Raw genomic sequence first — 12,772 nt, forward strand, 5'->3', positions numbered from 1 at the left:
CCCTATCTTGCTTCGGGAGCGTGGCGTCAGGTATTACGGCCGTGCCGGCCGAACGCAGGCTACGCCAGCTGCTACAGGGGGCCGTTACAATTGCGCCGCCAATCGCGAACCCTGATTGATCGCCCGCTTGGCGTCCAGTTCAGCGGCCACGTCCGCACCACCAATCAGGTGCACGTTCTGTCCGGCCGACAGCAGGCCGTCCTGCAGCTCGCGCAACGGGTCTTGTCCTGCGCAAATCACGATGTTGTCCACCGGCAATACTTGCGGCTCGCCTGCCTCCCCGATGCGGATGTGCAACCCGGCATCGTCGATCTTCAGGTATTCGACGCTGTTGAGCATCTGCACCTGCTTGTTCTTCAGGCCCGTGCGATGAATCCAGCCAGTGGTCTTGCCCAGGCCGTCGCCGACTTTGGACGTCTTGCGTTGCAGCAGGAACACCTGACGCGCCGGTGCATGGGGCTCAGCCTTGATACCGGCGACACCACCACGTGCAGCGAGGTGGGTATCGATGCCCCACTCCTTCCAGAACGCCTCGCGGTTCTGGCTGGTGGACACCCCCTGATGGACGAGAAATTCCGACACGTCGAAGCCGATACCGCCCGCACCGATCACCGCCACGTTTTTGCCGACAGGCTTGCGCTCAAGAATCACGTCCAGGTAGCTCAAGACCTTGGCATTTTCGATGCCGGGAATTGCCGGCAAACGAGGGGCGATACCGGTGGCGAGAATGATCTCGTCATAACCGCCAGCCACCAGTTGCTCGACGTCGACCCGGGTGTTCAGGCACAGCTCGACATGGCTGGTTTGCAACTTGCGTTTGAAATAGCGCAGGGTTTCGAAGAACTCCTCCTTGCCCGGCACGCGCTTGGCGATGTTGAACTGGCCACCGATCTCGCTGGCGGAATCGAATAGCGTCACCTGATGCCCACGTTCCGCCGCGACGGTAGCCGCCGACAAGCCCGCAGGCCCGGCGCCAACCACGGCGATTTTCTTGATCTGCTGCACCGGCAGGTAATTGAGTTCGGTTTCGTGGCAGGCCCGCGGGTTCACCAGACAGCTGGTCAACTTGCCGCCGAAGGTGTGATCCAGGCAGGCCTGATTGCAACCGATGCAGGTGTTGATCTCGTCGCCGCGCCCGGCAGCGGCTTTGTTGACAAAGTCCGGGTCGGCAAGGAACGGCCGCGCCATCGAGACCATATCCGCGTCGCCTTCAGCGAGAATCTGCTCGGCGACTTCCGGGGTGTTGATGCGGTTGGTGGTGATCAACGGGATCGCTACCTCACCGCGCAGCTTGGCGGTGACCTTGCTGAACGCAGCACGCGGGACTTTGGTGGCGATGGTCGGAATCCGCGCCTCATGCCAGCCGATCCCGGTATTGATAATGGTCGCACCGGCCTGCTCGATAGCCTTGGCCAGCTGGACGATTTCCTCCCAGGTGCTGCCGCCTTCCACCAGATCAAGCATCGACAGGCGATAGATAATGATGAAATTCGGCCCTACGGCCTCGCGCACGCGGCGCACGATTTCCACCGGCAGACGCATGCGGTTCTCGAAGCTGCCACCCCAGCGGTCAGTACGGTGGTTGGTATGCGCCGCCAGAAACTGGTTAATGAAGTAGCCTTCAGAGCCCATGATTTCGACGCCGTCGTACTCGGCTTTTTGCGCCAGGGTCGAACAGGTGACGAAGTCGCTGATTTGCTTCTCGATACCTTCCTCGTCCAGTTCTTTGGGCTTGAACGGGTTGATCGGCGCCTGGATGGCGCTTGGCGCGACCTGTTTCGGGCTGTAGGCATAACGCCCGGCGTGGAGGATCTGCATGCAGATCTTGCCGCCCGCCTCGTGTACCGCGCGGGTCACGATCTGGTGCTTTTGCGCCTCTTGCTCGGTGGTCAGTCTGGCCGCGCCCGAGTACACACCACCTTCCTCGTTCGGGCCAATGCCGCCGGTGACCATCAAACCAACGCCACCACGGGCACGCTCGGCGAAGTACGCCGCCATACGCTCAAAACCGCCGGGCTTTTCTTCCAGACCAGTGTGCATCGACCCCATCAGGGTGCGATTGCGCAACGTGGTGAAACCCAGATCCAGCGGGGCCAACAGGTGCGGGTAATGAGCGGCGGCCATCGGTAACTCCATAACGAGCAATCACGGAAAAGTGCAGGAACTCTTTGGCTCCCATCAGTTATGTTCGACAGACTAAGAGCACACCTCTCGCCGCTCAATGACCGTAACTGACAACTTATTGATCCAAATGTGCAGCGCCCCTTGGCAATCGCATGCATGGGCCCTACCCTAGTCGGTAAACCCTGTATGCGGCCGCTTACTGTTTTCCCATGCGCAAACTTCTCAGCCTCACCTTTTCCTTGGCTTTGATCGCCGCCATCACCCTCTATGCGATGTGGACCGCCGAACGCCCCGTCGGCCATTACTTGTCGGACTTGCGGATCAAGCTCGCCGTGGATCACGGTATTCGCGCCGATCGCGGCAACCTTCTGGGCATCCAGCCCGAACTGTTCCCCACCGATTATCAAAGCCCCCGGCAATTGCATCGCAAGCTTGCGGCCTATTTGCAGCAAGCCCTGGATCTAGGCTTGCTGAATGACAAAACCATCGTCGTGCTGCCGGAGCATATCGGTACCTGGCTGATGGTCAGCGGCGAAAAAGATGAGGTGTACCAAGCCACCAGCCTTGAAGAGGCAATGAACTGGCTGGCTATCAGTAATCCACTGGCGTTTGCACGGGCACTCATCAGCGCCACAGGCGACAGTCGTCTGGACGACGCGTACCTGCGGATGAAAGCCGACTCCATGGCCAGGGATTACCAGGCACTGTTCGGTGGGCTGGCCAGGGAATTTGGTGTAACGCTGGTGGCAGGTTCCATCGTGCTGCCTGAGCCAAGTGTCAGCGACAGCCAGCTAAAAGCCGGTCGCGGCGCGCTGTACAACAGCACGCTGGTGTTCGGCAGCGACGGCTTGCCGATCGGCCAACCCCAGCGTCAACGTAATCCGGCGTTCGATGAGCGCGGTTTTATCCAGCCCGGTGCCGACAGGACAATTAACGTCATCGATACCCCGGCAGGACGCCTTGGCGTATTGATCGGCAGAGACAGCTGGTACCCCGACAATTACCGCAAACTCAATGACCAGGGCGCGCAGTTGATCGCCGTCCCGGCCTTCGTTACCGGTCGCGGTACATGGGACAAACCCTGGCGCGGGTACAAAAACATGCCGACTCCCAGCGAAACCCGCCTCAAGCCCGGAGAGCTCAGCGAAGGTGACGCCTGGCATCACCTGACACTGACCAGCCAGCTTCCCGGCAACCACGCTATAGCCGGCGTGAGCGTGTTTTTACGTGGCCAGTTCTGGGATCAAGGCAGCGACGGCCAGAGCTTTATCAGCTGCAACGGCCAAACCCTCACCGACGGCGATGCCCGCGGTGCCCGCATGCTGAACATCTGGTTGTAACCGATGAAACCGCTACCGATGCGCCTCGGCGATCTATCTGTTGGCTTTGTCCATAGCCTTGCCGACGCCGTGCGCAGCCATGGCCTGGACCCACAGGATTTGCTCGATCAATATGGCCTCGACCCGGCGCGCCTGGCCGAAGCCGGCGCAAGGCTGTCGATTCCACGTTACATGCGCCTGGGCCACGCAGCCATTCAACTGACCGCAGACCCGGCATTGGGCTTGCGCATGGGCCAGCTCAGTCGTCTCAGCCAGGCTGGCCTGGCCGGAGTCACGGCGGCCCAGGCACCGACAGTTCGGGAAGCCGCGCGCTGCCTGACCCGTTTCGAAGCCTTGTATGGCTCAAACTATCGCGGCCATTCGAGCTTCCATGAAGATGCTCAAGGCGCCTGGCTGCGGTTCTATTCCATCAGCCCCTATAACGCCTACAACCGCTTCGTGGTGGATTCGATCATTGCCGGATGGCTACAGCAGTTATCCAGCCTGAGCCCCGAACCGCTGCACGCCGAGCGCATCGACATCGAGTTCGCCGAGCCGGAGTACCGTGAATGCTATGCAATGCTGGGTGACTGTCCTATCCACTTTGGTGCTGAGCACAATCAGCTGCGTCTGAGCCAGGCCAGTCTGGCGCTGCGCAACCCTGAGCATTGCCCCAGTACCTGGCGTCTACTGATCAAGCTGTGTGAAAGGGAACTGGAGCAACTGACTCGAACCCGCAGCCTGCGTGAGCGCATTATTCAGTTGCTGGGACCCTTGCTCAATGGTGGCCGGGAACCCGACCTGGAAGAAGTGGCGGCACGCCTGAAGCTGCCGACCTGGACTTTGCGCCGCAAGCTCGCCGAAGAAGGCACGCAATTTCGCGCCATTCTCAACGACACCCGGCGTGATCTGGCGATGACCTACATCCGCGACACCGAGCTGGCGTTCGGGGAGATTGCTTACTTGCTGGGATTTGCCTCAGCCGAAGCCTTTCAACGGGCCTTCAAACGCTGGAATGGCCAGACTCCAGGCGAATTTCGCCGAAGCCATCGCCAATCAGCCTGAAGCACGCCACCACCATCACAGCTCGGTAGCGTCTTCAGCAGGTTCCAATGGATCGAGTTCAAACGCCTGATATTCGAGAAGCTCTTCCTGGTAATCGTCCATTGCGACATCCTTTTTGGTTGCAGTGTAAAACCGATTGCTTAAATGACCTTCGCTCTCAGCATAAAGTGCCTTCATGACGGAAAAAATAATCCTTCATGACACTCAGACTCTTAAAAATCAAACGTAGCAGATCCCCGCGAATTTACCGCCATCCGCGGTGCAACGATTGTATTGGCATGATTGTGTTGGCCGCGCTGAAGGCGCCAGGCGATGACGGGCAGTCAGCCTGAAGTCACTTGTCGCAAGCGATCAGCCGCTACAGGATTGATATCGGCAAGGCCAATCCTGCAGCGGTCCGGGCCGGGCTTACTGAGCCGAAACCGGCAGAGCCTGAATCGGCTCTGTCGGTGCCGGCAGCGAAGCTGGATTCGCCGGTGGCGTTACGGTTTCAGCCGACGGGACTGGCGCCGCGGTTTGCTCAGGGACAATCGGTGCGGTTTTCGCTGACGGCGCCACAGGCTCTGAGACCGCTGGCGCGCTTTCTGCTGGCACAACAACTGGCGCAGGTTCTGCGGCCGGTACAACAGCGGGCGCAGGTGTTGGTGTTGGCACTACAGCAGCAGGCGCAGGCGTTGGCGTTGGCGCTACAGCAGCAGGCACGACTTTGGGCTCGGGCACCCCCAGATCGGCCTTCGGCTTCTCGGTGATATTCGCAGCCTTCTTGGCCTCAGGCGGCAAGAACAGTTCAACCAGCGCAAAGAAACGCTCATAAAACTTGGCCGAAGACACTGTTTCGCTGGCGACCTTGACCATCGAATCGTCGGAGGAGCCAATTGGCATCGACACCGAACCCAATACACCGACCCCAAGACTGGCGGAGTTATTGGTCTTTTTCAGCGCATAGCGATCCTGCAAGGCATTGGCGAACATCGTTGCGTGGTGACCGGCACTGCCGTCTTCAGCACAGACAACGCTGAAGCTGATCTCCATATGCGTTTCACCGGTCTGCTGAAAGCTCTTGTGACCACTGACCAGCTTCGGATCGCTGCTGGTGATGATATAGCCCTGACTGAGCAAGGCGCGACGTGCGGCTTCGCACGTCGCGGTATCGCTCATCGGGTAGTCGCGCGAGAAGGTTCCGGAGTCAGCGAAATTTTCATGCTCATAAATGGCGGCTTTTTGCGACGAGCAACCTGCTGCGCCCGCCATCACAAGCGCCAGTACAGCAACACGCAAGTGGAATGATTTAAACATTGAAAATCCTGAGCAAAACGGTTCGAGGCGTATTGTGCAACAGATCGACGCTCATGGGCGTACCGTTTAGTGTCTTAAAAGCGTTACAAACTTACTGATCGCTATTTGCGGGAAAAAATCACGCACACAAATGATCCATGAACACCCGCAACCTGGCCACCGCAGGCTTCATTACCGTCATGACAGAAACCTTGCCGGCGGGCCTGCTGCCACGAATGAGCGAGGACCTGAGCGCTTCGCAAGCACGGGTCGGCCAGTTGGTCACGCTTTACGCCTTCGGCTCGTTACTGACGGCGACCCCCTGACCAGCGTCAACCGGGGCTGGCGCCGTCACCCCTTGCTGCTGATTGCGATTGGCGGCTTTTCTATCGTCAACAGTATCACAGCCTCCCTTACCGGCATCGATAACCCATAAACAAAGACCCCGGCCTTGCGGCCGGGGTCTTTGTTTACAACTTGTCGACTCAGTGAGGCATCAGAAGCGCTTGATGTCCGCCTGGCTTTCAAGTTGCTTGCGATAGGCCGCAAAGTCTTGCTGACCAATGCGCGAAGCAAGGAAGCGACGATACTGGGCTTTCTCTTCCTCGGTAGGCGCTGCCGCTTCGTTCACGCCGTTCAGACGCACGATCACCAAGCTACCATCAGCCAGGGTCACACTGCTGAAAGTCGGCTTGTCCTTGGCTACAGGTTTCGGCATACGGAACAGTGCTTGCAGCACGGTTGGATCGATGCCTTCCTGACCACGGGTTACGGCCCCAGTCACTTTCCAGTTCTGACCATCCACCGCTTGGGTCAACGGTGTCTTGCCATCGCGCAGACCGGCAATCAGTGTTTCAGCCTTGGCCTTGGCGGCAGCACTTGCATGCTCCTTGGCCAATTGCACGCGGATGCTGCCGGCAACGCTTTCCAGAGGCAGTTGTTCAGGCTTGCGATGCTCTTTGGCGCGCAGCACCACAACAGTTTCCGGATCCAGCTCGATGGCGGTGCTGTTAGCCCCCTCATCCAGCACTTCAGGACTGAACGCTGCTTGCACAACCGCACGGTTGGCGGCAACACCATCGCCACCTTCACGACCGAATGGCGCCGAGGTGTGAACGGTCAGTTTCAGATCTTGAGCCGGCTGAGACAGATCGGAAGCTTCGAACGAGGAGTCCTCCAATTGCTTGGTCGCCTCGACAAAGCGCTGCTCGACCTGTTGGGTTTTCAGCTCTTTGGTCAGCTTGTCTTTCAGGCTGGCAAAGCTCGGCACTTGAGGTGCCTCGACGCCCAACAGCTTGATCAAGTGCCAACCGAAGTCAGTGCGAACCGGTGCCGAAACCTGATCCTTGTTCAAGGCGTACAAGGCCTTTTCAAAGCTTGGGTCGTAGACACCTGGACCTGCATAACCGAGGTCGCCGCCGTTAGCTGCCGAGCCCGGATCCTGCGAGAACTCTTTGGCCAACGCTTCGAAGCTTTCACCCTTGGCCAGACGTTGTTGAACTTCGTCGATTCTGGCCTTGGCTTGCGCCTCGTTCACCTTGTCATTCACTTCAATCAGAATGTGCGCCGCCCGACGTTGCTCGGAGAGGTTCGCAGTTTCTTTCTGATACTGAGCCTGCAGGTCCTCGTCCTTGACGCTGATCTGATCAAAGAAAGAGGATTTCTTCAACTCGAGGTAATCGATCACCACCTGATCAGGAGACATGAACTCCTTGGCGTGCTCGTCGTAGTAAGCCTTGATCTCATCATCGGTCAGTTTGACTGCCGCCGGGTCAGCCTTGATATTCAAGGAGGCGAAATCGCGAGTCTGTTTTTCCAGACGGGCGAAAGCCATAACCTGTGCATCGGTCACGAAACCGCTACCTGCCAGACCGGCACGCAGCTGGCCGATCAGCATTTCCTGCGTCAGCATCTGACGGAATTGCAGACGGTTGTAACCCAACTGACGGATCACCTGATCGAAACGCTCGGAGCTGAACTTGCCGTCGACCAAAAACTCAGGCGTTTGCAGGATCACTTGATCCAAAGCAGCTTCGGAGAAAGCGAATTTCGAACTGTTTGCGCCTTGCAGCAACAATTTGCGATCGATCAGCCCTTTCAGAGCGGCTTCACGCAGCATCTTTTCGTCGAGCAAGGAAGCATCGAAATCCTTGCCCAGCCGTTGCATGAGCTGACGGCGTTGCATATCGACCGCCTGGCTCAGCTCATTCTGGCTGATGTCTTCGCCGTTCACCTTGGCCGCATCATTGGTATGTGTGGTGGCCTTGAAAATGGCGTCGAAACCGGTCAAAGCCATCAGTGCAACGATGACTCCAATAATGGTCTTGGCAATCCAGCCTTGTGAATTGTCCCTGATATTCTGCAGCATGCGTCCCCCATAAACGGTTGTACTTCAAATTAAGCAACCGTGGAGCGTGGGTAGAATCCGGATAGAAGAAAGGCGCATCCGAGGATGCGCCTTCTCGTAACTGGCGGAGCGGACGGGACTCGAACCCGCGACCCCCGGCGTGACAGGCCGGTATTCTAACCGACTGAACTACCGCTCCGCTGCCAAGTCAGGACTGACCCCGACCCGGATGGGTAAAGACTTTAAAGAAACTTAGTTAACAGCTTCTTTCAGTGCTTTACCGGCTTTGAAACCTGGTTTTTTGGCTGCTGCGATTTCCAGCGTCTTACCGGTCTGTGGGTTACGACCAATGCGAGCTGGACGATCGGTAACGGAGAACGTGCCGAAACCAACCAGTACAACAGAGTCGCCAGCCTTGAGAGCGCCAGTGACGGATTCGATTACTGCGTCCAGCGCACGGCCAGCAGCAGCTTTCGGGATATCAGCGGATGCAGCGATAGCATCAATCAGTTCCGACTTGTTCACTCTAAGTCCCCTTATATCTATTTGAGTATGATTCTAAGTTTTTTGGTGAAAGCAAAAACGAGTGCTGAATGGCCTACAGACACTTAAGAGCCGCTTTATAACAAGGGCTCTAAAAAGCTGTCAAGGAAGCCCCCCAGGCTAATGCGTACTAATGCGTGCTAATTCTTTCCTTAGAGTCAGACTCGCGCTTTTCATCCTTTGCAACTATCTCGGGAGCCACATCCGGCAAGGGCTCCGGCGCGTATTGCAGCGCAATTTGCAGGACCTCGTCAATCCATTTAACTGGTTTAATCTGAAGATCTTGCTTGATATTGTCAGGAATTTCCTTCAAGTCGCGGACATTCTCTTCAGGAATGATCACGATTTTGATCCCGCCGCGATGTGCCGCCAACAGCTTTTCCTTGAGGCCGCCAATCGCCAGAACCTGACCACGCAGGGTAATTTCACCTGTCATGGCGACATCTGCACGCACCGGAATCCCGGTCAGTGCGGACACCAGAGCGGTGCACATGCCTACACCAGCGCTAGGACCGTCTTTAGGTGTAGCCCCTTCCGGCATGTGGATGTGGGTATCGCGCTTCTCGTGGAAGTCCAGAGGGATCCCCAGGCTTTTCGCGCGACTGCGAACAACAGTCAGCGCCGCGGTGATCGACTCGACCATCACGTCACCCAAAGAACCGGTCTTGATCAGTTGGCCCTTGCCGGGAACCACGGCGGCTTCGATGGTCAGCAACTCACCACCCACCTGAGTCCAGGCCAGGCCTGTCACTTGCCCGATCTGATCCTGCTGTTCAGCCAGGCCGTAGCGGAATTTGCGCACGCCCAGGAAGTGCTCCAACAGCTCGGCGGTCACTTTCACCGAAAAGCGTTTTTCCAGAGAATGCTCTTTGACCGCCTTGCGGCAAACCTTGGCAATCTGACGCTCAAGCCCACGTACACCGGCTTCGCGGGTGTAGTAGCGAATGATGTCGCGGATCGCTTCGGCGTCGAATTCCAGTTCGCCTTTCTTCAAGCCGTTGGCCTGAATCTGCTTGGGCGAGAGGTATTTGACGGCGATGTTGATCTTCTCGTCTTCGGTGTAACCGGGCAGACGAATGACTTCCATCCGGTCGAGCAATGCCGCCGGGATGTTCATCGAGTTGGCGGTGCAGAGGAACATTACATCGGAAAGGTCGTAATCGACTTCCAGGTAATGGTCGTTGAAATTGTGATTCTGCTCGGGATCGAGCACCTCGAGCAAAGCCGAAGCCGGGTCACCGCGCATGTCGCTACCCATCTTGTCGATTTCATCGAGCAGGAACAGCGGGTTGCGCACGCCAACCTTTGTCATCTTTTGAATCAATCTTCCTGGCATCGAACCGATGTAAGTCCGCCGATGACCACGAATTTCCGCTTCGTCACGCACGCCGCCGAGCGCCATGCGAACAAATTTACGGTTGGTCGCATGGGCAATCGATTCAGCCAGCGAGGTTTTACCCACCCCTGGAGGACCGACCAGGCACAACACCGGGCCACGAATTTTCTTCACGCGCTTTTGCACTGCGAGGTATTCGAGGATCCGTTCTTTGACTTCTTCAAGCCCGTAATGGTCGGCATCGAGAATATCTTCAGCCCGCGCCAGGTCCAGGCGCACTTTGCTCTGGGCCTTCCACGGCACCTGAACCAGCCAGTCGAGGTAAGAACGCACCACTGTCGCTTCCGCTGACATTGGCGACATTTGCTTAAGCTTGTTCAGCTCGGCCTGAGCCTTGGTCATGGCATCTTTCGGCAAACCGGCGGCATCGATGCGCTTTTTCAGCTCTTCGATTTCATTATGGCCCTCGTCGCTATCACCCAGCTCTTTCTGAATGGCCTTCATCTGCTCATTCAGGTAGTACTCGCGCTGGCTGCGCTCCATTTGCTTTTTGACACGACCACGAATGCGTTTTTCAACTTGCAACAGATCGATCTCGGCATCCAGCAACGCCAGAACGTGCTCGACCCGGGCCGACAAATCGATGATTTCGAGAATTTCCTGCTTCTGCTCGATTTTCAGCGCCATGTGCGCCGCCATGGTATCGACCAGGCGACTCGGCTCGTCGATGCTGTTGAGGGACGACAGCACCTCGGCAGGGACTTTTTTGCCCAACTGCACATATTGCTCGAACTGAGCCAGCAAGCTGCGGACAAATACTTCCGACTCGCGCTCAGGAGCATCAACTTCGTCAATCAGCGAAACTTCGGCGCGGCAGTGGCCGTCCACTTCGCTGAAACGCTCGATCGCACCGCGTTGCTCACCCTCGACCAACACTTTGACCGTGCCATCAGGCAGCTTGAGCAGCTGCAGAACCGTTGCAATGGTACCTACGCGATAAAGTGCGTCTTCACCGGGATCGTCGTCAGCAGGGTTTCTCTGAGCCAGCAGGAGAATCTGCTTGTCGCCCGTCATCGCGGCCTCGAGGGCTTCGATAGATTTCTCGCGCCCCACGAACAGCGGGATAACCATGTGCGGATAAACCACAACATCACGCAATGGCAGGAGAGGCAATTCGATGGTTGTCTTCATGATTTCGCCTCTACGGCGGCCATAAGGCCGTAAACAGATGGGAGTAAGCTTGAAACCAAGATGGGGGCTGCCTTGAAAAAAAACAAGCTCAAAACAGTACTTAAAGCCTGTCTGTACCTGTAAGAGTAGCCGGATTGCTCGCGATGGACGTTAACGATAACGCGTGCTTTCTGAATAAACGCGCCACCCTTGAGTCCATCGCGAGCAAGCTCGGCTCCTACAGACAACAAAAGCAAAGGGGCCCGAAGGCCCCTTCTTTAAATCCAGCAGTGCGACGCTTAAGCGTCTGGCGCTGCCTTGGCTGTCGGCTCACTGTTTTCATAGAGATACAGTGGCTTGGACTTGCCTTCTATAACGCTTTCGTCGATCACTACTTTACTCACCTCGGATTGCGAGGGGATCTCATACATAGTGTCCAGCAATACACCTTCGAGGATCGAACGCAATCCACGAGCACCGGTCTTGCGCTCAAGCGCACGCTTGGCCACCGACTTGAGAGCGTCGGTACGGAACTCAAGATCGACGCCTTCCATCTCGAACAGCTTGGCGTACTGCTTGGTCAGAGCATTTTTCGGCTCGGTGAGAATCTGCATCAAAGCAGCTTCGTCGAGCTCGTCCAGGGTTGCCAGAACCGGTAGACGACCAACGAACTCCGGGATCAGACCGAACTTGACCAAATCATCAGGCTCGACTTCACGCAGGGATTCACCAACCTTCTTACCCTCTTCCTTGCTACGCACTTCAGCGTTGAAGCCGATGCCACCACGGGTAGAACGGCTTTGAATCACCTTTTCCAGCCCGGAGAACGCACCACCGCAAATGAACAGGATGTTACGCGTATCGACCTGAAGGAACTCTTGCTGCGGATGCTTGCGACCACCTTGAGGCGGAACGGAAGCGACGGTGCCTTCGATCAATTTAAGCAGCGCCTGCTGCACGCCTTCGCCGGAAACGTCCCGGGTAATCGAAGGGTTATCAGATTTACGCGAGATCTTGTCGATCTCATCGATATAGACAATGCCCATTTGAGCTTTCTCTACGTCGTAATCGCACTTCTGCAGCAGTTTCTGAATGATGTTTTCAACATCTTCACCGACATAACCCGCCTCGGTGAGGGTGGTGGCGTCAGCGATGGTGAAAGGCACGTTCAGCAAGCGAGCCAGTGTTTCTGCAAGCAGGGTTTTACCCGAGCCTGTAGGGCCGATCAGCAAGATGTTGCTTTTGCCGAGCTCGACATCGTCATTTTTTTTGTCGCGCTGGTTGAGGCGCTTGTAGTGGTTGTACACCGCTACAGCCAAAACCTTTTTCGCACGCTCCTGACCAATCACATACTGATCAAGGATGCTGCTGATTTCTTTAGGCGAAGGCAATTTATGCGCGCTGCTTTCAGCCTGTGCTTCCTGCACCTCCTCGCGGATGATGTCATTGCACAGGTCGACGCATTCGTCGCAGATAAAGACCGAGGGGCCGGCAATCAATTTGCGTACTTCATGCTGGCTTTTGCCACAGAAGGAGCAATAGAGCAATTTGCCGTTGTCCTCGCCGTTGCGGGTGTCAGTCATTCGATCGATC

General features: G+C 56.9%; 9 protein-coding genes, 1 tRNA gene and 1 pseudogene. 3 read left to right on the forward strand and 8 right to left on the reverse strand.

Annotation, left to right across the window (positions count from 1 at the left end):
- Nucleotides 1–84 precede the first annotated feature (84 nt).
- On the reverse strand, nt 85–2,124 hold the full coding sequence (locus AC07W5_RS21410; RefSeq protein WP_495024284.1) for an oxidoreductase: 2,040 nt from the start codon (nt 2,122–2,124) through the stop codon (nt 85–87).
- A gap of 209 nt (nt 2,125–2,333) precedes the next feature.
- Between AC07W5_RS21410 and AC07W5_RS21415 the strand changes: the two genes are divergently transcribed.
- Both AC07W5_RS21415 and AC07W5_RS21420 read left to right on the forward strand, forming a co-directional pair.
- Complete coding sequence (locus tag AC07W5_RS21415) at nt 2,334–3,464, forward strand: carbon-nitrogen hydrolase family protein (RefSeq protein ID WP_495024285.1); 1,131 nt, start codon at nt 2,334–2,336, stop codon at nt 3,462–3,464.
- Between the two features lie 3 nt (nt 3,465–3,467).
- Nucleotides 3,468–4,508, forward strand: coding sequence for an AraC family transcriptional regulator (locus AC07W5_RS21420; protein WP_495024286.1), 1,041 nt, complete (start codon nt 3,468–3,470; stop codon nt 4,506–4,508).
- 15 nt (nt 4,509–4,523) lie between these two features.
- Here the strand turns inward: AC07W5_RS21420 and AC07W5_RS21425 are convergent, their stop codons facing one another.
- Nucleotides 4,524–4,685, reverse strand: a complete 162-nt coding sequence (locus AC07W5_RS21425; RefSeq protein WP_494994107.1) for a hypothetical protein — start codon at nt 4,683–4,685, stop codon at nt 4,524–4,526.
- 231 nt (nt 4,686–4,916) lie between these two features.
- Entirely contained in the window at nt 4,917–5,804 is an 888-nt protein-coding gene (locus AC07W5_RS21430; protein ID WP_494994108.1) for a DUF2242 domain-containing protein, read from the reverse strand.
- Nucleotides 5,805–5,956: 152 nt separating this feature from the next.
- On the opposite strand from AC07W5_RS21430, the pseudogene AC07W5_RS21435 reads away from it, so the two are divergent.
- Nucleotides 5,957–6,192 (forward strand): annotated as a pseudogene (locus AC07W5_RS21435) (MFS transporter); the annotation flags it as partial.
- A gap of 87 nt (nt 6,193–6,279) precedes the next feature.
- On the opposite strand, the gene AC07W5_RS21440 reads toward AC07W5_RS21435, so the two are convergent.
- The 5 genes from AC07W5_RS21440 to clpX form a co-directional block, all read right to left on the reverse strand.
- Nucleotides 6,280–8,151 (reverse strand): SurA N-terminal domain-containing protein, encoded by a 1,872-nt coding sequence (locus tag AC07W5_RS21440; RefSeq protein ID WP_495024287.1) that lies wholly within the window; start codon nt 8,149–8,151, stop codon nt 6,280–6,282.
- A 101-nt stretch (nt 8,152–8,252) separates the two neighbouring features.
- Nucleotides 8,253–8,329: transfer RNA gene (locus tag AC07W5_RS21445), tRNA-Asp, on the reverse strand.
- Between the two features lie 53 nt (nt 8,330–8,382).
- On the reverse strand, nt 8,383–8,655 hold the full coding sequence (locus tag AC07W5_RS21450) for an HU family DNA-binding protein (protein ID WP_002552737.1): 273 nt from the start codon (nt 8,653–8,655) through the stop codon (nt 8,383–8,385).
- Between the two features lie 148 nt (nt 8,656–8,803).
- The gene (lon, locus tag AC07W5_RS21455) at nt 8,804–11,200 is read right to left on the reverse strand and encodes an endopeptidase La (RefSeq protein ID WP_494994110.1); all 2,397 of its coding nucleotides are present in this window, start codon (nt 11,198–11,200) and stop codon (nt 8,804–8,806) included.
- Between the two features lie 278 nt (nt 11,201–11,478).
- Complete coding sequence (gene clpX / locus AC07W5_RS21460; RefSeq protein WP_494994111.1) at nt 11,479–12,762, reverse strand: ATP-dependent Clp protease ATP-binding subunit ClpX; 1,284 nt, start codon at nt 12,760–12,762, stop codon at nt 11,479–11,481.
- Nucleotides 12,763–12,772: the final 10 nt, after the last annotated feature.

Source organism: Pseudomonas sp. GW821-FHT01E05 (genome assembly GCF_059422425.1).

Coding starts and splice junctions, on each gene's coding strand:
- AC07W5_RS21410 (WP_495024284.1), bottom strand. CDS start 2,124: ATGGCCGCCGCTCATTACCCGCACCTGTTGGCCCCGCTGGATCTGGGT.
- AC07W5_RS21415 (WP_495024285.1), top strand. CDS start 2,334: ATGCGCAAACTTCTCAGCCTCACCTTTTCCTTGGCTTTGATCGCCGCC.
- AC07W5_RS21420 (WP_495024286.1), top strand. CDS start 3,468: ATGAAACCGCTACCGATGCGCCTCGGCGATCTATCTGTTGGCTTTGTC.
- AC07W5_RS21425 (WP_494994107.1), bottom strand. CDS start 4,685: ATGAAGGCACTTTATGCTGAGAGCGAAGGTCATTTAAGCAATCGGTTT.
- AC07W5_RS21430 (WP_494994108.1), bottom strand. CDS start 5,804: ATGTTTAAATCATTCCACTTGCGTGTTGCTGTACTGGCGCTTGTGATG.
- AC07W5_RS21440 (WP_495024287.1), bottom strand. CDS start 8,151: ATGCTGCAGAATATCAGGGACAATTCACAAGGCTGGATTGCCAAGACC.
- lon (WP_494994110.1), bottom strand. CDS start 11,200: ATGAAGACAACCATCGAATTGCCTCTCCTGCCATTGCGTGATGTTGTG.
- clpX (WP_494994111.1), bottom strand. CDS start 12,762: ATGACTGACACCCGCAACGGCGAGGACAACGGCAAATTGCTCTATTGC.